We start from the raw sequence: 21,571 nt of genomic DNA, 5'->3' as shown, positions 1-21,571 counted from the left end.
AAAAGCTAGGGAGAGTCTTCCAGGAGAGAAGCTAGGGCTGCCCAGCGGGGATCCACCTCCGGTGCGGGAGATTCCACCGCAATACCCGGACAGTCGGGACGGCAGGGCAACTGGCGGGGCATCTCCAAATGCAGGTGCTGGTACATCCAGTCTTCGACATCCAGCTCACCATTGGGGGGCAGGCTCTCCAGCAGATCTTCTTCGTCTTGCAATTCCAGCTCCAAGGGGAGAGGTTCGGGATCCCGAATCAAAATGATCTCCTCAACTTCCAGGTGCAGCCGGTGGTTGAACTGCTGTAGGCAGCGGTGGCAGGTGAGGGTGACAATGGTACGAGCTTCAGCACTCACCTCAAGAAAGTGGCCCCGATGGCTGACTTCCAGGGATCCCTCGACAGGGGTCAAGCTCTCAAAGCCCGAAAAAAACTGCCTGAACTGCAATTCTTGGGTTTGATCCGGCATCTGCCGCAGATCGGATAGACGAATTGGCCTTAACATTGCGCCCCCCTTCACGCGTTTTGGGTAGCAGGGATCCCTGTCGTCACCGTAGCCAGAGAGCCAAGTTGCTCGTCCAAACTTCTTAAGATGGGGAAGACACCCGACGAATGACCAGACGCCGGTCAGGCTCTTTGCCACGGCTAAAGGTTTCCAGATCGGCATAGGCAGGGTCATTCAAGAGAGTATGAATTTGCCGACGCTCGGCAGCCGAGAGATCGGGAAACTCGTATTCCCGGCCAGTGGCCCTCACCTTTTCCACAGCAGCGGCAACCAAAACCTTCAGCTCCTGCAAACGCCGCTGCCGATAGCCGTCCAAATCCAAAATGTAGGGCTGCTGCTGGTCTTCCGGCTGGTTCAGGTTGAGAAGGGTGTTGGCCAGGTACTGCAACGCATCCAGCACCACGGGGGAGCGATCCTCCTCTTGAGGGGAATCTCTGGAAGATGGAGAGGGCAAGGGGGGGGCTTTCGCCAACAGCAGCCGCTTCTGAGCTGGGGTCAAAGAGTCTGCCTCAATTTCCAGCACCTCCCCCACCACCCGCACCACCGCTGGGATCCCCATAGCCGCCAGCACCTGCTGTAACCACTGCCTGGCTCGCTCTTGATTGGCCGCAAAGGTGGACTTGTTTGGCGAAGGGGCAACGGTTCCCTCAGATTTCTTAGCAGCAGATCCCGTAGAAGACTTAGGACGGCTCATCCTGGGCAGCTTCCAACTTTGAAGAGGTATCAACACTCCACCACAAGTCCACCCCAACAGCGAGGATCCCCTAGGGCTCAAAGGGCAAGGATTCCCGTCCCTCCTTGGCTGCTCTGGGCTTGGTCGATTTCTCCACTTCCTTGGCCTCCACCGTTATCGTCTGGGCAGCCCGACGACGCTCCTCTTCCACCAATTGCTGCAAGTTCTCCGGCAACGGCTCCCGCGAGAGCAGGAAAGTCTGCACCGTTTGGAAGATATTAGAGACAAGGATGTAGAGCAAAACCCCTGCCGGCAGAGGGAAGAACAGGAACATCGCCGAGAACAGCACAGGGGTGATCCGAGCCATGGAACTTTGGCTGGGATCCTCTTTGCCGGTATCCTGTCCGGCATTGGTTAGGTACTGGTTCAGGTAAATGGACACCCCAAAGATGACGATCATGGCGATGATATCCCAGTGGATGGTGCCATCTTCGTCGAAGGCCCCCACACGGCCCAACTTGTCGATGAACAGAAAGCCGGTGTCAGAGGCCAAACCGGGAATGGACACCTGCACGGTCACATCCCCCGGCTGCAGAGCCAGCAAGGTGCCATCCGGCTTGATCTGGGCACGATCTTCCCCTTTGGTGATCTTCCAGGTGGGCTGTAACAGATTGGGATCCCCACCCGCTTCGGCCACCAATTGCTCAAAAGGCTTGCCCCCCGGCCCTTGAAGCAGAAATTGCACCTCCTCCCCAACGGCAACTTTGGTGCCTTTGGGTTCCACCAGCACCACCGGCTTGTGAAGAGAGTCGGTGACAAAAATGTTCTTGCTGGGGCTGACGTAGGGGGCGGGCACCACCTCAGCCGCCATTTCCGCCGGCAGGATCTGCAAGTTGACATCGTAGGTCACCGCTGCAAAGGGGGAGCCCCGCAGGGTGGCAAACAGGGCAAACAGCACTGGCATTTGAATGAGCAGTGGCAGGCAGCCCCCCAAGGGATTGGCCCCCAGCTCGCTGTAAAGCTTGGCCTGGGCTTCCCGAAGCTTCTGCGGGTCGTCTCGGTATTTCTCCTGGAGTTCTCGCATCCGCCGCTGCATCACCGGGCTGATCACCTTCATGCGCCGCATGTTGCGGATGGATCCCACATTGAGCGGGTAGAGGGCAAAGCGGATCACCAACGTCAGGAAGATAATGGCCAGTCCATAGCTGGGCACGATCCCATAGAAAAAATCCAGGATCGGCAGCATGACGTTGTTGGAGAGAAATCCGACTCCGAAGTCCATGAGGGGCGCTGGCAAATGTCCGTAACCATTGTAATGGCTTCCGTTCGGTTGACGAGGGCGTTTTCAGGGTTTGTCCCCTGGATCCGTCAGATAGACCTGAGAAAGGCGAGCAATTGAGCAAAATCAAGCCCGCTCCACTGAACAGGGATCCCAAGGCCCAACAAGAACCCCCCGCCGGCAGTTGCCTAGCAGTCCTTTCTTCCCCTATGATGAGAAACGCTTGATCCTCGGTAGCTCAGCGGTAGAGCGGTCGGCTGTTAACCGATTGGTCGCAAGTTCGAATCTTGCCCGGGGAGTATGTCTGAGCCAATCAAGGAAGCCGGATCCGGAACCCTATCCTTCCAGGCGGCTCTGGGCCTGCTGAGGGAAAGGGGGAGAGAAAACCCAGTCTCCCATCTCGTCGAGGAAGATGCGACGCTAAGCCAGACGTGGAGAAAATAATGTGAAGCAATGTGAAGGCGGCTAAGGGTTTCGTCCCGCCTGTTCCCGGCAAGTGTCAAGAGTCTCTGTCCTTTGGGGCAAGGAGTATGTCAGAATACCCTCTGGCTGTCTATTCCCAATCCGAGGGTGCTTGCTGTGATCGACCTGTCGCGGATCCCTGCCCAACCCAAGCCCGGCCTGCTCAACATCTTGATTGAGATTCCCGGCGGCAGCAAAAACAAGTATGAGTTCGACAAAGACATGGCAGCGATGGCGCTGGATCGGGTGCTCTATTCCTCGGTGCAGTACCCTTACGACTACGGCTTTGTGCCCAATACGCTGGCCGGGGATGGGGATCCCTTGGATGGCTTGGTGATCATGGATCAGCCCACTTTCCCAGGGTGTGTGGTCACGGTGCGACCCTTGGGCATGTTGCAGATGATCGATGGCGGGGATCCCGATGAGAAGCTGCTGTGTGTGCCTGCTAAGGATCCCCGCTATGCTTCGGTGACCAAGCTGGAAGACATCGCCCAGCACCGCCTGGATGAGATCGCGGAGTTTTTCGCCACCTACAAGCGCCTGGAAAAGAAAGAAACCCAGATCTTGGGCTGGAAAGGCTTGGCCGAAACCGAGGCGATTATTGCCAGCAGCATCGCAGCTTGCAAACAACCCAAATAGGTATTTTCAAGAGATACGAACAGAAAGAGCTTCCTGGCGATGTTGCAACAGTCGCTCCAGGGTGAGGGGCCCTTCGATGTGTTGCCAAGGCAAGGGATCCGCTGGATCCCAGTGGCTGTGCACGTAGTAGTCTAGGGGCGGCAGTTGCCCTTTAAGCTCTTTGAAAGCCCGCCGGTAGCTCCCCAAAGATTCGCCAAAGTCCCGCGCCAACTGCAAGACCTTTCCCACCCGCCGATCCCCTCGCGAGATGAGGGCCTGGATCACGGACCAGCTATAGCTTTCCGGGCGCAACTCCACCCCCAGGGGACGCAGATGTTTCTGGAAAAACTGCAGTTTTTTCTCGGCTTTGGGATCCACCCCGTGCCACTGAAAAGGGGTGTGGGCTTTGGGCACAAAGGTGCTGCAACCCAGCGTCAGGCGCAGGCCGGGAGCCGCTTTTTTGAGCTCTTGGAAAAGATCCACTGTGGCCTCCAAATCCGCCTGGGTTTCCGCCGGGATCCCCACCATGCCGTAGAACTTAATGCCCTTCAGACCTCCAGCCTGGGCGTGGGCTGCTGCTGCCAAGATTTCCGGGTTGCTTAACTTCTTGTTGATGATCTGGCGCAGTTGTTCTGAGCCACTTTCGATGGCCACCGTAATGGACTGGCTGCCCCGGCAGGAGAGCACCTGCGCAAGACGTGGAGTTACGGTAGCCGTGCGCACCGAGGCCAAACTGAGACGCACCTGCTCGAAGCGATCCTGGGCCAAGTGCTCCAGCAACTGCTCGAATTGCGGGTGTTGGGTTACCGAAGCCCCCAGCAACCCAATCCGCTGGGTAACCTGCAGCCCCCGCTCCACCGCCGGGATCAAATGCCCCTCCACATCCGCCACCCGGAAAGGCAGGGTGAGATAGCTGGCCAGGCAAAACCGACACATCTCCGGGCAACTGCGCACCACCTCCACCATGTAGATGCTCTCCCAAGCCGCTTTGGGGGTGACTACTGTGGAAACCGAGAGGGTGTTGCCGCGGAAGGTGTGTTTGCGAATGGAGCTAGGGATCCCGGCCACTTTGGGGAGCACCTTCTCCACCGGGCCGTCGGGCTCCCGGTATTGGGGTTCATACAAGCCGGGCACATAGATCCCTGGCACCTGCGCTAGCGCCTGCAATTTCTCAGCCCGGGATCCCTGGCGCACCTGCCGATAGATCTCAATCATCTTCTCCAGAAGACCTTCCCCATCCCCCAGCAAGATCAGGTCAAAAAACTCGGCAAAGGGCTCAGGGTTGGCTGTCAGTACCGGGCCGCCGCCAAAGACCAAGGGGTGGGCTTCTTCCCGCTCCTCAGATCTGGGAGGGATCCCGTGCCGTTCCAGCAGAGCCAGGATATGGACATAATCCAGCTCCCAGGATAGGGAAAAGCCGAACAGCTCCGGCTCCCGGGGCAGGGGTTCAGCCAGATCCGTAAAGAGGCGGGAGACGGCCACATCTCGGCGGCTGGCCAGCAGACTCCAGATGACTTGATAGCCCAGGCTGGTGATCCCCACTGCGTAGGTGTTGGGGAAGGCGTAGATTACCCGCACTGCGTCGGGGTCAGGCGTGGCCGGGGCAAAGAGCAACTGCTCCAGGGCAAACTCTGAACTAGCCAAGGGATCCCGCTGTGTTGGATTGAGGTTTGGGTTCTGGCTCGGAAGAGTTTTGATTTGCCTGCCGAACTTTTTTGGCTCCTGCATGCTAACAAAAGCTAGCATCTTTCACCAATGCAGATTGCCGGAACAGGGCAGTTCTGCCCAAGCAGGCAGGAAAACCCCACATGCGCCATTGCGGTCTCGGTGCAACCGCGATCCCCTGCAGCAAAACTCATTCCAAAGCCCAGACTTCCGGCAGAAGCCGCCCTCTACGAGCAAAGTGTACGGGCAAAGTGAGGGTAGAGCGTATATCATTACCCCTTCGGCTGGGCAATGTCGAACTCGGCGTCGTAGTCGAAGTCCTCGTCCTCGTCAGCCCAGTCTTCCTCCAGCCTATCGTCCCCCGCCAGCTCCTCTTCCTCCAGGCGGCGCTTTTCTTCGTATTCCTCATCCTCTAGGCCCAAAGCAGCCCGCTCTGCCCGCCGCTGGAAGCGCTCCAGTGCCGCCGGAGTGATGAAGGGATAGGGCAACCCTTGCGCTTGGGCCTCCTCCAGCGCTGCGCGGTAGCTCTCCACTTCCTTGATGTCGATTTTCCAACCGGTGAGGCGGGCTGCCAGGCGCACATTTTGCCCCTCTTTGCCAATGGCCAAACTGAGCTGGTCGCTGTTGACCAACACATGAGCTTGCTGGATTTCCGGATCCACTAGCCGCACCTCCACCACCTTGGCCGGGCTGAGGGCGTTGGCAATGTAGGTGGCAGGATCCGGCGACCAGCGGATGACATCGATTTTCTCGTTGCGCAGCTCTGCTACCACCGCCTGAATCCGGGATCCCCTCGCGCCAATACAGGCCCCCACTGGATCCACGTCCCGCTCCACCGTATCGACCGCAATCTTGGTACGTGGCCCCACATTTCGGGAAGGGGGGTTGGCCTCCCGCGCCACTGCCACAATCCGCACGATATCCTCTTCAATTTCTGGCACCTCGTTGGCAAACAGGTTCACCACCAAGCCAGCATCGGCCCGGGAAACCAAAAGCTGTGGCCCCCGCCGGGATCCCTCATAGACTTTCTTGAGATAGACCTTCATCACCGCGTTGGGAGTGTAGCGATCGCTGGCCAGCTGTTCCTTCTTGGGCAGTTCTGCTTCCACCTCAGGTTGTCCGAAACCGCTGGATACCGACATGATCACCGTCTGCCGCTCGGTGCGCAGCACCCGTGCCTGCAGTACGGTTTTTTCCAGATCGCGGAACTCTTCCTGAATCAGACGGCGCTGCTGATCCCGTAACTTTTGCGCCAGCACCTGCTTGGTTTGGATGGCCGCCATGCGGCCAAATTCCGCCTGTTGTGGGGTGACATCATCTGTGACTTCCCAGCCTACTTCGGCTTCTGGGTAATCCTGCTGCACATCGTACAGAGAGATCTCATGGTCGGGGTTTTGCACCTGCTCAACGATGGCTTTGGTGGCCAAAACGCGAAAGCCTCCTGCCTCCACATCCAACTCCACATCGAAATTGCGGAAGTGGTCTTCTGCAAAGACCACATCTCGCTGGATGGTTTTGCGGTAGCGTTCGTAGCCCTTGAGCAGCGCCTCTCGCAGAGCATCGGTGACCACATGGCGGGGCAAGTTGCGCTCCCGCGAGATCATCTCCACCATTTCCGCCAAACCCGGCAGAGGCACCATCGCCATAACCACTGTCCTCCTGCACAAACTTCGTGAAACTTGCTGTTGCTATTGCTCCCCAGCGGGAACTGAACCCGCATCTCTGATGCGAAGGGAGGGCCGCACCACCTGCGGTCAAACGCTCTCTCTATCTCCGGTCTCCTAGTCAGTTTCCGATGAGAGGGCAACCCGCTGCACCGAAGCGCGGGGCAACTGAACTCGCCGCCCCTTGAGGGATAAGGCAACCCTCTCCTCATCCCGACCCAGCAGGTGTCCTGACCAAACGGCTTTGCCCTTGTAGGGTGGATCCAAGGTCACCTCCACCGCGAATCCCTTGAAAACCACAAAGTCGCGATCGCTGGTGAGAAGGTTGCTGATGCCAGGGCTGGACACCTCCAACACATACTGGCCTGGGATCAGATCCACCCGATCCAGCTCGACTTCTAAGGCTTGGCTCATGGCTTCGCAATCGGCATGGCTGGTTTCTCGGTCGGGATCCAGTGGGCGGATATCCACCCGCAGAACTGGCGGATGCTGGTTGGTGTGGAAAACCATCTGCACCAACTGGTATCCCAGTTGAGCGGCCAAGGGACGGGCCAAGCTCTCCAACTGTGGAATAAGAGGGTGAACCATAACCAACTTGTCACCAACCGGGTGTTGCCGCCAGATCCAAACCCCTTTGAGCCGGAGCTGGCAAAGGGGACAGTAAGCCCCCTCAAAAAGCAAAGAAGTGGGTACCACCCACTCCCCGTTGCTATCGCGGAGCTCCTTGAGGCTCGCCCAGAATCAGTACAGACTTCGAGCGCATCCCCCCTACCTCCTAATTTAGAAGATCTCCTCCGGTTTTGTCATGGGGATCCCCAAAAGGCAACATCTATAATGTGGACAACTGCGGATTTGCCCAGATATCCAGCCGCGTTTTGTGGGGTTTCCTATGACTGTTGCCTTTTCCTACCCGATCTTCGGCCCCAGCATTCAGTGCCCCCACTGTCGGCAAACGATTGCGGCCCTCACCCTGACCGATACCTACCTCTGCCCTCGCCATGGTGCATTTGAGGCGGATGCTGAACAAGAGGAGCTGGTACACCTGCAATCCGGACGGCGCTGGCGCTTTTGGGAAGGTCGCTGGTTTCGTCAGCACACCCACGCCGATGGGATCCGTTTTGAGATTCATGAAGAATTGGATCGGCTGCGCATGCAAGGAATGCGAGCCACTCAGGTGATCGTGGCCGAGCGCTACCGCCAGCTGCTCACCCCTTATCTGGAGCAGGGATCCCACCGTCGTCCTGGCCCACCTCGCCTCTATGGCTTGCCCGTCAGCTTCAGCTCCCAAATCCCAGAGGATAGGGGTGGATCCCCTCAGCGCTGGCGGGTGATCAACTTTGAGCTGACCTACGAGATCGACCCGGCCATGCGGCAGCCGCAATCCCGTCTGCAACTGTGTGATTAGAAAGGCGAACAGGTAGAGAGCCATTGAAGAATCGGTGGCTGCTCAAGCCCCCTGGGATCCGCAGCTTCCTTCCGGGTCAGGGAGTGCTATGCCTTGATAGGTGTAGCCGATAAACTTGGGCTGGTCAGGCATATAAAACCGCTCCAGTTGCTCAAACCGAAACCCCGCTCCCTGGATCAACCGAGCCATATCTCGGTTTAGGTTGCAGCCATCTGCGATTACCTTTTGTATAGGGTTAAGACAATTTTGCCATCTTTGCACCTGGGGATCCTCGCTGAGGCCGTGTTCGAGAAAAAACAGCTTGCCCCCCGCTCGCAACACCCGCCGGATTTCCCCTAAAGCCTTGGCCACATTGGGAATGCTGCACAATGTCCAGGTGCTAACCACGCTATCAAAACTCTGGCTTGGAAAAGGCAGTTCCTGGGCATCCGCCACTTGCCAATCAACGGCGATGGGAGAAGAGGCAATGCGCCGACGAGCCAGGGATCCCATGCCGGGATTGGGATCTACCCCTGTGATCTTGCGAATGTGCTCTGGGTAGCAGGGTAGGTTGAGGCCGGTGCCAAAACCAATCTCCAGAACGGATCCCTGCACATGGGCCAGAAGCTGCCGCCGATAGCGCTCTATCCGTTCCCCCGAGAGGGCCAGATCCAACAGTTGCGGGAAGATCACTCGGCGATAGAGGTTCATGCAACCATTCCCAGATATTCAGGCATTCATCTTTGAGCAGCTTAAACCGTCTGGGCAGGTTGCGGTTGAGCGGTCACCTTCAGGGAGTGGAGGGCATAGCAGGCCAGCAACCAATTGAGCAGGCGGGCCACCACGCGAGCAGTTTGCCGTGTTGCGGATCCCACCGCCACCCCTCCCAGCGAAAGGCCAACCACAGGACGAGCGGCAAAGATGGCCTCACAGGTCTGCAACAGTTGCAACCAACTCACCCCCCCTGGCTCTGGGTGATGCACGGCGGGCGCCAAGGAAGGATCCAACACACTGCAGTCCACCACCAAAAACACCGGTTGATCCGGCAAAGAGGCCACCACCTGCTGGGGATCCCAGCCATCTTGGGCCCAGAATATTGGGCTGTGGTGGGCTTTCAGCCATGCGTAGGCCCGCGCACTGCCGCTGCGCAATCCCACATGGATCACCGGCAGCTTGTGCTGATAGAGCAACTCCACCCAGGCAGCACTGCCATAGCTCGTATCTTGATCCGGCTGGCTCATCTCCGGCGGCGGCATCAGATTGGCATGGGCGCTGCAATGCACCACGCTCAGGGTTGGGTGGTGTTTCCAAAGGGCACGAATGGCCCCCCAACTGGCGGCCAAGACCGAAGGCAACAGCACCGGCCATTGTTGTCGTCTCCAAGCTTGAGTCACCGCCGCCTCACACATGCCGTAGGGAGGCTCATCCACCAGCCCCGGCAACTGCGCCACCGCCAGCCTATCCACATCGATCCCCAGCCTCGGCTCGAAGGCACACAGCTCTGAACCGGCGTTGAGAATGGCCATTGGAGCCTGAGTGTCGTGGCCAAAGGCGGTGGGAATGAGAATGACCCTGGCATTGGATTGCGAGCTGGGATGGAGTGACCACTGAGCCATGGGCGCTATTCCTTTTCCAGAGAGCCGTAAGTCTCCGGCTTGTCTCTATGGTGGCCTACAGGGCGCCCAGGGATCCGTCTGAGGGCCAGCCAGTCTGCTACGAAAGATTACAGTTCCCAGGCGGAACTGGGGCCAAAAATCGAGTCAGTGGTAGATTCAAAGTGCTTCGCGCCGCAAACCGCGGTTTGGACAAGGCAAACCACCGCAAACCACAACGAGTTGAGAAAGGTAGACTATGGCTGTGATGGAAGGCGATCCTCGTCAGGGAGCAAAGCTGCCTCTATTTGGGGGATCCACCGGGGGGCTGTTGAGCTCAGCCGAAACCGAAGAAAAATACGTCATCACCTGGACGGGCAAGCCGGGGCAGGTGTTTGAAATGCCCACCGGCGGCGCTGCCGAAATGGTGGAAGGCAAAAACTTTCTCACCTTTGCCCGCAAAGAGCAGTGTTTGGCGCTGGGTGCCCAGTTGAGATCCGACTACAAGATCAACGACTACCAGATCTTCCGCATTCCCGCGGGGGGGGAGCCTGTGTTGGTGCATCCCAAAGACGGCGTCTTTCCCGAGAAGGTCAACGAAGGCCGCGAGCCCATCGGCAAAGTGGATCGCAACATCGGCAAAAACAAAGAGCCGATTACCTACAAGTTCACCGGCGGGAAACCCTGGGATTGAACTCCCCACAGCTTCGCTCCCTACTGGGTTTCAGGATCCCCTAGCAAGGTCGGGGGATCTTTTGCTTGCCTGTTTTCGACAAAAAAGCTCCAGCCCACCTTGAGCTGAAGCTACGCCCGGAAGCGCTGGGGATCTCCTATATGTAGCCAGGGATCCCAGGGGCCAACCTACTTGGCAATCGCCGCGAAGAACTCCTTGGATTTCACCGGGTCGGGATTCATGGTTTTCTGGCCGGGCTGCCAGTTGGCCGGGCAAACTTCGTCGGGGTGAGATTGCACGTATTGGATGGCTTGCAGGGTGCGCAAGGTTTCATCCACACTACGGCCAAAGGCCAGGTTGTTAATGGTGGCGTGCTGGATGATCCCTTCTTTGTCGATGATGAACAGGCCGCGCAGCGCCACACCCGCTTCCGGATCCAGAACATTGTAGGCAGCGCTGATCTCCTTTTTCAGGTCAGAGACCAGAGGATACCTCAGCTCACCCACCCCTCCAGCCTTGCGGTCGGTCTGGATCCAGGCCAGGTGAGAGTATTCGCTATCCACTGAAACACCCAGGATCTCGGTATCCAGCTTGGCAAAGTCGTCATAGCGGTCGCTGAAGGCCGTGATCTCCGTTGGGCAGACAAAGGTGAAGTCCAAGGGGTAGAAAAACAACACCACATACTTCTTACCCCTGTAGTCGGAGAGCTTCACCGTCTTGAATTCCATGTCATAGACGGCGGTGGCGGAAAAATCGGGAGCAGCTTGGCCAACCCGCAGACATCCTTCCTGAGACATCAATCCACGCTCCTTGCGGTAAAGTGCAAACGTAAACTAAACCTAACATACCATACTCATAATGAGTTTGTCTTAATCCGAGGGCTAGGGAGGGATCCCAACTGCTGGGATCCGGATAATCCCCATTTTTCCATGCTGATCGGTTCGGCTCTGCAAGGGATCCTGTTGTCATGAGAGTGGCGCTGGAGTTCCTCTATCACTTTTGTTGTGACCGCTGTCGGCGGTGGTGGAGCCAGGCCGATGTGGAGCCCCAACCTGGGGATCGCCTGTATTGCCCCTATTGCGGCCATCAAAATTGTGTGGAGCGCATCGATACCTTTCGCGACGCTGCGCGGGGCAGTTGCCTGACCCGTCCCCCCGATGCCCCTTCTCCAGAGCCGCGTCCGCCCTCTGAAAAACTCGGGGATCGGCCTCAGGAGAAGCGATCCCCAACCTAGTTATCTTGGGCAAGCCGAGTCCTCTTGCCAAGACACCTTCTACTGCCGCGTGGAAGCAAGCCGGTGGAGCCTGTCAACCATTCAACGCATCCGCCAGAGTTCCCCGTTGCGAAGATGACCACAGGTAGAGGTCAACCTCAGGCGAGGAAGAATCCACCAGATAGCGACAGAGGCGGCGCTCTTCCAGGATGGCGGTGGAGCAGCAGCAACTGTAAACTTCCAGATAGTCGTCCGGCTCCGCCTCAAAGATCGCCTGCTGGCCGGGAAAGAGGGTGCGCTCCCAGTGGCCGGGGATCGTGCGGATCACCTGAACCTGTCCGGAACGGTTGACAAAAGCGTATCTTTTCATTGCGTTTTTTTAATGGTGTTAAGAAAAACTTATTGCCCTTAAAATAGGCTACCATCCCTGATCCCCAAGCGGCAATAGTAAGCCGCCAAGACGGGGATCGCTCTTCCTGACTGGCTTTGGGAGATTTGTTCTCTCAGCTTATTGGGGTTGAGAGAATGGGATCCCGAGGAGAAGCCTGCCCTGGTAAACTGAGGGGAAGAGTCTGAAGATATCCTTAAGTTGGCCTTCACCATTCCGAGATCAGCAAGGGGGCACACCGTGGACAACAAGTTGGGGCTAGAGATCATCGAAGTCGTGGAGCAGGCTGCCATTGCCGCCGCCCGCTGGATGGGCAAAGGGGACAACAAGACCGCCGACCAGGTGGCTGTAGAGGCCATGCGGGAAAAACTCAACCAGATCCCTATGCGCGGTCGCATCGTCATCGGGGAAGGAACCCGCGATGAGGCCCCCATGCTCTACATCGGCGAAGAGGTGGGCATCTGTACCCGCCCGGATGCTGAGCAGTTCTGCCGCGTGGAAGAGCTGGTGGAGATCGATATTGCTGTGGATCCCTGCGAGGGCACCAACCTAGTGGCCAAAGGCCAAAACGGCTCTATGGCGGTGCTGGCCATCTCCGAGAAAGGCGGCCTTCTCCACGCCCCGGACATCTACATGCAAAAGCTGGCGGCTCCGCCCCAGGCCAAGGGCAAGGTGCACATCGACTATCCCCCCGAGAAAAACCTGAAGATCATCGCCGAAAGCCTGGATCGGGAGATCTCCGATCTGACGGTGGTGGTCATGGATCGCAAGCGCCACCTCGATCTGATTCGCCAAATTCGAGAGGCGGGGGCGCGGGTGAAGCTGATTACCGATGGCGACATCTCGGCGGCTCTCTCGGCAGGCTTCAATGGCACCGGCATTCATGCCCTGATGGGGATCGGGGCTGCTCCTGAGGGGGTGATCTCGGCAGCCGCTCTGCGGTGCTTGGGCGCCCACTTCCAGGGTCGGCTGATCTACGATCCCGAGGTGGTTCAGGCAGGCACCTACTTGCCACCCGTGGAGGAAACGCGACGGGAACTCAAAGAAAAAGGCATCGAGGATCCCGACAAGGTGTGGGAGTGTGAAGAGCTGGCCAGTGGCAAGGAAGTCCTCTTTGCTGCCACCGGGATCACCGATGGTGACTTGATGCGCGGGGTGCGCTTCTTCGGGGGCGGGGCCCGCACCGAGACCTTGGTGATCTCCAGCCAATCCCGCACGGTGCGCTTTGTGGACACCATCCACATGAAAGACGGCCAACAGCCCCGCGGCTTGCAACTGCGCTGAGGGATCCCTATCTAACATCCTCGCAGATCGGGGCGGCTTTCCCCTGGTGAAGGTCGCCCTTGCCTTTTTGGGAAAGTTACGAAATCTATCAAGCCCCAACCCGTGAAAACGTAATAACTCTTCAGCAAAATCCGGCAAAACCGGTTCGATACTGGTCTTAGGGTTTAGGTAGGCTGAGAAAAGTTACCTAAGCTTGCTGGAACCGACTCAAGGGATCCCCCATATCGGTTACAGCTTTTGCCTTCTTTCTGAAACAATATTTGCTTTTGTTCAGAGTTTTTGTTTTTAATAACTTTTGCTGTTGCTGTACAGACGACGGAGAGGCATGTTTATCGCGGTTGTCGGTCTTAGCCATCGCACAGCTCCTGTGGAGATTCGGGAGCGCCTCAGCATCGCGGAGGCGGAGGTGGGAGAGACGATCCAGCAGCTTCGCGCCCACCCCCACATTGAGGAGGCTGCGATCCTCAGCACCTGTAACCGGCTGGAGGTCTACATCGTCACCTCAGAAATGGAGAGTGGTGTCCGGCAGACGATGCAGTTCTTGGCTGAGCTGAAAGGGATCCCCTTGCCCCAACTGCGTCCGCACCTGTTTACCCTTCTTTACCAGGATGCGGTAACCCACCTGATGCGGGTGGCTGCCGGGCTAGATAGCTTGGTGCTGGGAGAAGGGCAGATCCTCTCGCAGGTAAAAAAAGCCCAGCAGCTGGGCCAAGCCTGCAACGGTATGGATCGCATCCTCAATCGCCTTTTTAAGGCAGCCATTACCGCCGGCAAGCGCGTCCGTACCGAAACGGAGATCGGCACCGGCGCCATGTCCATCAGCTCGGCAGCGGTGGAGTTGGCTCTGCAAGAGCAGGGATCCCTCTCTCAGGGCAAAGTTACCGTGGTGGGGGCGGGGAGAATGGCCCGTCTGTTGGTGCAGCACCTGTTGGCCAAAGGGGCAGTCGATATCACGGTGGTCAACCGCTCCCTGGAGCGGGCCGAAGCCCTGGCCAAGCAATTTGAGCAGCCGATCCAGGTGCTGCCTTGGGAGTCGCTGCTGAACAGTGTGGCCGAGTCCAACTTGGTCTTCACCAGCACCGGTGCCACCCAGCCGATCCTCACCTACCAGCAACTGGCAGGGGTGCTGCAGCCAGATCAGCCGCTGTTGTTGGTGGATATCTCTGTGCCCCGCAACATCGATCCCGACGTGGAAAAGCTGAAGGGGGTACAGGTGTTCAATGTGGATCACCTCTCCCGCGTCGTGGAAGAAAACCGCGCCCAACGGCAAAAGCTGGCTCTGGCTGCCGAAGCCCTGGTGGAAGAAGAGGTGGATCAATTCATGGAGTGGTGGCGTTCTCTGGAGACGGTGCCCACCATTTCCAGCCTGCGCCACAAGGTGGAGTCCATCCGCGAGCAGGAGATGGAAAAAGCTCTCTCCCGCCTGGGCAAGGACTTTGCCGAGAAGCACCTGGAGGTGATCGACGCCTTGACCCGCGGCATCGTCAACAAGATCCTGCACGACCCGATGGTGCAACTGCGGGCCAAACGGGATATTGAGGCGCGGCGGGCAGCTATGCGGATCTTGCAGGAACTGTTCAACCTGGATCCGGTGGTGTTTCAAGCCCAGCAGGAGCGCTAGGGATCCCTTGGCGAAGAGCGCATGACTTGAAGAATTGTAACAGCTCTCCCATCTGGGGTGGAGGGCACCCCTTAGGATACAAAGCGTAAGCCACAGGATCTGGGATTATGTTCGGACAATACGAAGTTTTTGTGCAGTTGGCCCTGCTGGCCTTGATTGTCTTGGCAGGCCCGGCGGTCATCCTGCTGCTCTATCTGCGCGGTGCCGATATGTAGGGGATCCCTCTGGATATTGAGGCAGTCGGGATAACCCTTTGGGAGTGCTGGGGCTAAGCCCAAAGCCAGGAGTGTTTAGCAACGTAACGCTCCTTTGCGTTAGAGTTGTAAAGAAATCCCTAAGGCACTCCTGCTTGTAGGGCGACATCCTGCTGGTCAATGGTTAATATGTCACTCCCCATCCGCAACGTTGCCATCATCGCCCACGTCGACCACGGCAAAACTACCCTTGTGGATGCCCTGTTACGCCAGGCGGGCATCTTTCGGGAGGGGGAAGACATTCCCACCTGTGTGATGGACTCCAACACGCTGGAGCGGGAGCGGGGCATTACCATCTTGGCCAAAAACACAGCCGTCCGCTACGGCGAAACCTTGATCAACATCGTCGACACCCCTGGCCACGCCGATTTCGGGGGCGAGGTGGAGCGGGTGCTGGGGATGGTGGAGGGCTGCTTGTTGATCGTGGATGCCAACGAAGGCCCGATGCCGCAAACCCGCTTTGTGCTGCGCAAAGCCTTGGAGAAGGGCCTGCGCCCAATTGTGGTGGTCAACAAGATTGATCGGCCTCGCGCCGAGCCCTACAAAGCCGTCGACAAGGTGCTGGATTTGTTCTTGGAGCTGGGGGCAGACGAAGACCAGTGCGACTTCCCCTATCTATTTGCCTCTGGGTTGCGCGGCTTTGCCCTGGAAGAAGCCCATCTCAAAGACTTTCTGGAAGGGAGGTACAGCGGATCCCTGGATATGAGACCTCTCTTCGAGGCCATTCTCAAGCATGTCCCACCTCCCATTGGGGATCCCGGCAAGCCCCTGCAACTGCAGGTCACCACGCTGGAGTATTCGGAATACCTGGGCCGGATTGTGATCGGCAAGATCCACAACGGCACCATCCGTCTGGGGGATCCATTGGCAGTGGTGAAAGAGGATGGATCCATCGCCAAGGGCAAAGTAACCAAGCTGTTCGGCTTTCAGGGGCTGCAGCGCATCGAGCTGACGGAAGCCACCGCCGGCCACATTGTCGCCGTGGCGGGGTTTGCCGAGGCCAACATCGGCCATACCCTCACCTCTCCCGAGAATCCCCAGGCTTTGCCGCTCATCAAAGTGGACGAGCCCACATTGCAGGTGATGATCTGCGTCAACGACTCCCCCTTCGCCGGGCAAGAGGGTACTTTTGTAACTTCGCGGCAACTGCGGGAGCGCCTGATGCGGGAGTTGGAAACCAACGTGGCGCTGTGGGTGGAAGAAACCGACTCGCCGGATCGCTTTTTGGTGTCGGGGCGAGGCGAGCTGCACCTGGGCATCCTGCTAGAAACCATGCGGCGGGAAGGCTATGAGTTTCAGGTGGGGCAACCGAAGGTAATTTTCCGCGAGGTCAACGGCCAGCCCTATGAGCCCTATGAGTGTTTGGTGCTGCATGTGCCGGAAGCGACGGTGGGGGCCTGCATCGAGCGGCTGGGGCAACGGCGGGGAGAAATGCAGAACATGATGGTGGGATCGGATGGGCGGGCTCAGCTGGAGTTTGTCATTCCGGCGCGAGGGCTGATCGGCTTTCGGGGGGAGTTTATCCGCATCACCCGCGGCGAGGGGATCATGAGCCACAGCTTTTTGGAATACCGTCCCCTGACCTCTGAGATGGAAATGCGCCGCAACGGGGTGCTGATCGCTTTTGAAGAAGGGGTGGCCACTACCTATGCCCTCAAGAATGCGGAAGATCGAGGTGTATTCTTTATTACGCCAGGTACCCGCGTTTACAAGGGCATGATCGTGGGCGAGCACAACCGTCCCCAAGACTTGGAGCTGAACGTCTGCAAGACCAAGCAACTGACCAACCACCGGGCTGCGGGCGGGGAGGAGCTGGTGCACTTGCAAGCGCCGGTGGAGATGACCCTGGAGCGGGCTTTGGAATACATCGGCGAGGATGAGCTGGTGGAGATCACGCCCCAGTCGGTGCGCCTGCGCAAGGCACAGTTAACGCCCTCTCGCCGCTAGTTTTCTCAGCCAACTGGAAGAGAGCCTGGCTCACCACCGCCGCAGGTAAGAGGCCAAGTTGGGGAAATAGAACGCCCCCCAAATCCCCAGCAGGATGACTCCCAAGCCGAACACAACCAGCCAAAGGCGCGGTCGGCTGTGCAGCTTATTGGATCCCACCTGGACGTAGGCCAGATCCACCCAAGCAGTATTGCCGCGGCGGAACCAGCCCACCACTTTGACGCGCCGGCCCACCAGGGCGCGGATCCGCTTCAGGCCGGAAAAGACATTGCCCACCGGCCCCAAAGGGGAAGTAAAGCGCACCGGGATCAGCCCTGTGGCCTCTTGCAGCTTCAGCTCTGCCCCCAGTTGATAGCCGGAGGGGCCCAGTCCCACCAACTCCCCCTCCAGCTCCACCCATTGTCCGCGGCGGGGATCCGCGTCGGGATCCGCCAGCAAGCTGAGCACATCCGTCGGCCTTGCCGGCAGGGATCCCCCGTACATCAACCCCGCTTTGGCCCACAAGCCCACCCCGTAGCCCACCACCGCTGCTGCCGCGATCACCTTGGGATCGAGACGGTTTTGCAGCAGCAGGTAGAGGATCAGCCCCACCAGCCAGCCAATGAGGATCCCGACCACTTCGGCTGCGTAGATGGCCAGATCCAGCCAAAACCGGCTTTGCAGGCGGGCCACATCCAATTTGGACCCGGATCCCAGGCTCAGCTCCGGCAGGAGGCGCAGCCGCTCTCCATATCCCGCCAAGACCTTGAAGCGGTGCCCCGGCAGCGGATGGCTGGAATTGACCTGCATCCAGCGGGCCCAAGGGTTGATTTGATCCCAAAGAAAGACTTGGCCAGCTTGGGAGGGATCCTGGAGGCGGGCGGCAGCACTGGCAGCGGCGATGGTTTTGAAGTCCAAAAAGCTGAACAGGCGGGTGCAGTGCAACAGCGAGGAAGGTCGGCGGTCGTTTTTGTGGGCCTCCTGCAGGCCAGCAGCCGATTTGAGCAGAGCAGCAATCAGCCCGTTCGGGTTGCCAGTCGCCTGTACGGCAAAATGGTCGGCATGGTAGGTGCCCAGGCGGGAGAGGAAAAACAGGGGATAGGAAAGCACCGTGTAGATGAGGTAGAGCAGCGGGGCCACATGCCCGATGAGATCCCGCCGTTTGCTTCCCAGTTGGCTCACCTGCTCTAGGGCCAGGTAAACCAGTTGAATCGGGGATCCCAGCAGGGTCATGACCAGGATATCTCCATTAACAATTCGCCCCAGGGCCTGGGCGTAGACGGCGGCAATCTCATCCTCAGAAAGCTGCTGCAACAGGGCTTGGGTGACCACAATGCGGCAGCCATCAGAAAAAGTGCCGTAAACAAAGGCCAGCGGCCCAGCATCCGGGATCACCCCCAGTCGGGGCTGTTTTAGCTGGTTTTGGGCACAGATGCGCTGCAGCAGGCGCGCCGTTTCGGGGCTGTGGCGTTCGATTTCGCCAAGCCTGGCCCAACGCAACTTGTGCAGCCGTTGGTGGAGCTGATCCATCAGCCAGGGGGCAAAAAAGAGAAGGCCTACTCCAAAGTTGACCGCCAGGCTGCCGGCCACCAACCACCGCAGGCCATTGCGCAGCCAGGGCAGCAACCCCTGCAAAAACCAAAGCTGCCGCGGAAAACTCAGCCGGCCAAAATCCAGATGGCTGCCTACCAACACAAAGCTCAGCCACCAAAGGAAGACAATGCCCACCCCCAGGGATCCCCACTTGGCCCAATGCAGGGGGCCGGCCCGCTCCGGCAGGGGGATCTTCATACCCAGTTGGGCGGCCCGTTGACGGGTGGACAGGGATCCCGCTCCAGGAGACGGCTCCTCTGGGGGAGCAGAACGCGGTTCGACAGGTTTGGCGGACGGAGCAGCCAGGGACTCTGTTGCAGTGGGCAGGCGAAGCAAGATCTTCTTGGCCCAGCCTTGCGCCTGGGGGTTGGGGTGTTGCAGCAGCTCTAGGCAGAGGGACCGTGCCTTCTCCGTCTGGCCCAACTGGTGGTAGGCCCGCACCAGGTTCATTTGGGCTTCCAGGGCTTCGCCGTCAGATGAGTCTGCCGGGATCCCTAATGCTTTGTCCTGCTGACGGGATTGGGCCAGGTAGCCTTCAAAAAGTTGGATGGCCTCTTGCAGGCGGCCCTGCCGCAGGGCTTCCTTGCCCGCCTGGACGGCATCGGGGATCATCGGCTTGCTCCTTGCCTGGTAGGGTCTGCTTCTGGAGATCGGTTGGATCCATCTGCTCCCCCAGCTTACTCAGGGATCCAACCCCGAGAGACTGGATCCCCCCTAAAGGGGGTAGCAGAGCAAGCGCCGCCGCAAGCGATCCAGAGCCGTCTGGGCGCTCCACCAACGCACCCCCTCTCTGCCGCGCAGGCTGCCAAACCGGTACTCGTGTACTTCCACCTTCCCTTGCGGATCCGCCAAACCCAGATACACAAGACCGACTGGCTTGGTGGCGGTGCCTCCCTCTGGCCCGGCAATGCCGGTGATGCTCAAGGCCCAGTTGGAGCCCAGGACTTGCTTGGCCCCCAGCGCCATTTGGGCGGCCACCGCCTCGCTCACGGCCCCGTGCTGTCGCAGGGTTTCCGGATTCACCTGTAAAAGCTGCTCCTTGATGCGGTTGTCGTAGGCCACGATCCCCCCCACAAAATAGCGGGAGCTGCCCGGGATCCCGGTCACCAACTGCCCCAGCAGCCCGCCGGTGCAGGATTCTGCCACCGCCAGAGTTTGACCCCGTTGCAGCAACAGCTCCCCCACCACACCGGCCAAGGTGGCGTCATCGCTGCCGAAGTAGTCTTCTCCAGAAATCTGTAAAATCTGCTCCACCACCGGGGCGATCAAGGCTTGGGCCTCTTCACGACTGGGAGCACGTCCGGTAACCCGCAGGCGTACCTCCCCCTGGCTGGCGTAGGGAGCCACCGTAGGGTTTTCCCCCGCCAACAGGGATCCCAGCCGTTCGGCCAGCGTCGATTCGGGAATGCCCCAATAGCGCAGTACCCGGCTGTAGAACACCTCTTTTCCCCAGCCGATGGAGCGCAGATAAGGCACGGCGGTCTCCCGCCACATGTGTTGCATCTCCCGCGGCACCCCAGGGAAGGTGAGAATGTGCAGGTCGGGCCGGGGCTGCCAGATGAGGCCACAGGCGCTGCCAAGCGGGTTGGGCAACACCCTCGCTCCCCGGGGCAGAAAAGCCTGCTTGCGATTGCTCGGCGAGGGCACAAGGCCCCGCTGCCCGTACTTTTGCAGGATCTCTTCCCACACTTGGGGGTGCTCCACCATCTCCGCCCCAAAAAAGGAAGCCAGCGCCTCATGGGTGAGATCGTCCGGCGTCGGCCCCAAACCCCCGGTGATCAGAATCAAGCTGGAACGACCACAGGCCACCTCCAGCGCGTGGTGAATGCGGGCCTCGTTATCCCCCACCACCGTTTGGTAATAGTGGGGGATCCCCAGTTGCGCCAGCTCGGCTGCCAAGTACTGGGCGTTGGTATTGGTGATCTCTCCCAAGAGCAATTCCGTGCCAATGCAGAGGATCTCAGCTCCCTGGGGAATAGCGGTTTGCGGTGGGATCATGCTTGGCCTCGAGCTCAGCTCAGCCGCAAGAAAAGTATACAAGAGGTCTCGGCCCCCAGATTTCCGGCTGGTCGTCGGCCATTCCCAATTGCGGTGAGACAGCCGGCGGGTTTTCACTTCCCTCTCCCGCTCTGAGAAAATTTCCGCGCCGACTACCCCACAGAAGGCACACTCAAGCTCGATGGGGATCCTCAGCCAGCCGAGCCAAAGCTTCCAAATCAGCACCCACCACGCGGTTGAGAATCCATTCGGGATGTTGCTTGGCACCCATGCGTCGATAGAACTCAATCGCCGGCTGGTTCCAATCCAAAACCATCCACTCCAGCCGCCCATATCCTTTGGCCACCGCCTCCTGAGCCACCCGCGCCAAGAGCGCTTTGCCAATGCCTCTGCCGCGAAACTCCGGCAACACGAACAGATCCTCAAGGTAAATCCCCGGTCGGGTCAGGAAGGTGGAAAAATTGCGGAAATAGAGAGCAAAGCCCACCGCTCGCCCCTCCACTTCTGCCAGCAATGCCGAGGCAAAGGCTTCTGGGCCGAACAAGTAGTGGTGCAACAGATCGGCGGATCCCGTTACCAAGTGGCTCAGCTTCTCATATTCAGCCAAAGCGCAAATGAGATTAAATAGAACAGGCACGTCCAAGGCGGTGGCAGGGCGAATTTCCATAACTTGCCCGACAAGTTCAAGCAAGCTCAAGTTTAACAAAACGCCCGGAATTCCCCACCCTCTATAGAGTGGGGATGGATAGCGCCACTGGATTTGTGGAGCACTCAGAACTAGGACAGGTGG

21 protein-coding genes and 1 tRNA gene are annotated in these 21,571 nt (G+C 58.8%); 9 read left to right on the top strand and 13 right to left on the bottom strand.

Annotated features, from left to right (window positions below; translation table 11 throughout):
- Positions 1–5: 5 nt before the first annotated feature.
- From NW838_RS01080 to yidC, 3 genes are all read right to left on the bottom strand, one after another.
- Entirely contained in the window at positions 6–494 is a 489-nt protein-coding gene (locus tag NW838_RS01080) for a YceD family protein (protein ID WP_414357369.1), read from the bottom strand.
- Positions 495–576: 82 nt separating this feature from the next.
- Entirely contained in the window at positions 577–1,188 is a 612-nt protein-coding gene (locus NW838_RS01075; RefSeq protein ID WP_414357370.1) for a protein jag, read from the bottom strand.
- A gap of 70 nt (positions 1,189–1,258) precedes the next feature.
- Positions 1,259–2,449, bottom strand: coding sequence for a membrane protein insertase YidC (gene yidC, locus NW838_RS01070; RefSeq protein ID WP_414415855.1), 1,191 nt, complete (start codon positions 2,447–2,449; stop codon positions 1,259–1,261).
- A 224-nt stretch (positions 2,450–2,673) separates the two neighbouring features.
- On the opposite strand from yidC, the gene NW838_RS01065 reads away from it, so the two are divergent.
- Both NW838_RS01065 and NW838_RS01060 read left to right on the top strand, forming a co-directional pair.
- A tRNA-Asn gene (locus NW838_RS01065) sits at positions 2,674–2,745 on the top strand.
- A gap of 283 nt (positions 2,746–3,028) precedes the next feature.
- Complete coding sequence (locus tag NW838_RS01060) at positions 3,029–3,547, top strand: inorganic diphosphatase (RefSeq protein ID WP_414357478.1); 519 nt, start codon at positions 3,029–3,031, stop codon at positions 3,545–3,547.
- 6 nt (positions 3,548–3,553) lie between these two features.
- On the opposite strand, the gene NW838_RS01055 is transcribed toward NW838_RS01060, so the two are convergent.
- From NW838_RS01055 to rimP, 3 genes are all read right to left on the bottom strand, one after another.
- A complete protein-coding gene (locus NW838_RS01055; RefSeq protein WP_414357476.1) occupies positions 3,554–5,170 on the bottom strand; it encodes a B12-binding domain-containing radical SAM protein in 1,617 nt (538 codons plus the stop codon).
- 293 nt (positions 5,171–5,463) lie between these two features.
- Positions 5,464–6,837, bottom strand: coding sequence for a transcription termination factor NusA (nusA, locus tag NW838_RS01050; protein WP_414357475.1), 1,374 nt, complete (start codon positions 6,835–6,837; stop codon positions 5,464–5,466).
- A gap of 135 nt (positions 6,838–6,972) precedes the next feature.
- On the bottom strand, positions 6,973–7,443 hold the full coding sequence (gene rimP, locus NW838_RS01045; protein ID WP_011433822.1) for a ribosome maturation factor RimP: 471 nt from the start codon (positions 7,441–7,443) through the stop codon (positions 6,973–6,975).
- A 301-nt stretch (positions 7,444–7,744) separates the two neighbouring features.
- Here rimP and NW838_RS01040 point away from each other — a divergent pair, with 301 nt between their 5' ends.
- Positions 7,745–8,260, top strand: a complete 516-nt coding sequence (locus NW838_RS01040; protein WP_011433824.1) for a TIGR02652 family protein — start codon at positions 7,745–7,747, stop codon at positions 8,258–8,260.
- A 42-nt stretch (positions 8,261–8,302) separates the two neighbouring features.
- Here NW838_RS01040 and NW838_RS01035 read toward each other — a convergent pair whose 3' ends face one another.
- Positions 8,303–8,950 carry a class I SAM-dependent methyltransferase gene (locus NW838_RS01035; protein ID WP_414427324.1) on the bottom strand — a complete coding sequence of 216 codons (648 nt, stop codon included), beginning with the start codon at positions 8,948–8,950 and terminating at the stop codon, positions 8,303–8,305.
- 41 nt (positions 8,951–8,991) lie between these two features.
- Positions 8,992–9,855: an arginase family protein gene (locus tag NW838_RS01030; RefSeq protein WP_414427323.1), complete on the bottom strand. Its 864-nt coding sequence runs from the start codon at positions 9,853–9,855 to the stop codon at positions 8,992–8,994.
- A gap of 235 nt (positions 9,856–10,090) precedes the next feature.
- Between NW838_RS01030 and NW838_RS01025 the strand changes: the two genes are divergently transcribed.
- On the top strand, positions 10,091–10,525 hold the full coding sequence (locus tag NW838_RS01025) for a photosystem I reaction center subunit II PsaD (protein WP_414357472.1): 435 nt from the start codon (positions 10,091–10,093) through the stop codon (positions 10,523–10,525).
- A 167-nt stretch (positions 10,526–10,692) separates the two neighbouring features.
- Here NW838_RS01025 and NW838_RS01020 read toward each other — a convergent pair whose 3' ends face one another.
- Positions 10,693–11,301 (bottom strand): peroxiredoxin, encoded by a 609-nt coding sequence (locus NW838_RS01020; RefSeq protein WP_414357471.1) that lies wholly within the window; start codon positions 11,299–11,301, stop codon positions 10,693–10,695.
- A 170-nt stretch (positions 11,302–11,471) separates the two neighbouring features.
- Here NW838_RS01020 and NW838_RS01015 point away from each other — a divergent pair, with 170 nt between their 5' ends.
- The gene (locus NW838_RS01015; RefSeq protein WP_414357470.1) at positions 11,472–11,738 is read left to right on the top strand and encodes a hypothetical protein; all 267 of its coding nucleotides are present in this window, start codon (positions 11,472–11,474) and stop codon (positions 11,736–11,738) included.
- A gap of 73 nt (positions 11,739–11,811) precedes the next feature.
- On the opposite strand, the gene NW838_RS01010 is transcribed toward NW838_RS01015, so the two are convergent.
- On the bottom strand, positions 11,812–12,087 hold the full coding sequence (locus NW838_RS01010; protein ID WP_011433830.1) for a DUF1830 domain-containing protein: 276 nt from the start codon (positions 12,085–12,087) through the stop codon (positions 11,812–11,814).
- 258 nt (positions 12,088–12,345) lie between these two features.
- Between NW838_RS01010 and glpX the strand changes: the two genes are divergently transcribed.
- From glpX to typA, 4 genes are all read left to right on the top strand, one after another.
- Positions 12,346–13,389 (top strand): class II fructose-bisphosphatase, encoded by a 1,044-nt coding sequence (gene glpX, locus NW838_RS01005; protein ID WP_011433831.1) that lies wholly within the window; start codon positions 12,346–12,348, stop codon positions 13,387–13,389.
- A 325-nt stretch (positions 13,390–13,714) separates the two neighbouring features.
- A complete protein-coding gene (locus tag NW838_RS01000) occupies positions 13,715–15,010 on the top strand; it encodes a glutamyl-tRNA reductase (RefSeq protein ID WP_414357469.1) in 1,296 nt (431 codons plus the stop codon).
- 107 nt (positions 15,011–15,117) lie between these two features.
- Positions 15,118–15,225 (top strand): photosystem II reaction center protein Ycf12/Psb30, encoded by a 108-nt coding sequence (gene psb30, locus NW838_RS00995; RefSeq protein ID WP_011433833.1) that lies wholly within the window; start codon positions 15,118–15,120, stop codon positions 15,223–15,225.
- Between the two features lie 168 nt (positions 15,226–15,393).
- A complete protein-coding gene (gene typA, locus NW838_RS00990) occupies positions 15,394–17,211 on the top strand; it encodes a translational GTPase TypA (RefSeq protein WP_414427322.1) in 1,818 nt (605 codons plus the stop codon).
- Positions 17,212–17,241: 30 nt separating this feature from the next.
- Here the strand turns inward: typA and NW838_RS00985 are convergent, their stop codons facing one another.
- The 3 genes from NW838_RS00985 to NW838_RS00975 form a co-directional block, all read right to left on the bottom strand.
- A complete protein-coding gene (locus tag NW838_RS00985) occupies positions 17,242–19,395 on the bottom strand; it encodes a M48 family metalloprotease (RefSeq protein WP_414427321.1) in 2,154 nt (717 codons plus the stop codon).
- A gap of 102 nt (positions 19,396–19,497) precedes the next feature.
- Positions 19,498–20,781 (bottom strand): competence/damage-inducible protein A, encoded by a 1,284-nt coding sequence (locus NW838_RS00980; protein WP_414331859.1) that lies wholly within the window; start codon positions 20,779–20,781, stop codon positions 19,498–19,500.
- A 172-nt stretch (positions 20,782–20,953) separates the two neighbouring features.
- On the bottom strand, positions 20,954–21,448 hold the full coding sequence (locus NW838_RS00975) for an N-acetyltransferase family protein (protein WP_414358523.1): 495 nt from the start codon (positions 21,446–21,448) through the stop codon (positions 20,954–20,956).
- Between the last annotated feature and the right edge of the window lie 123 nt (positions 21,449–21,571).

The sequence above is a fragment of the Synechococcus sp. R55.2 genome, assembly GCF_047462075.1.
Taxonomy (GTDB): Bacteria; Cyanobacteriota; Cyanobacteriia; order Thermostichales; family Thermostichaceae; genus Thermostichus.
Note: the sequence above shows the minus strand (reverse complement) of the source record. Positions and strands in the feature narration are given on the sequence as shown.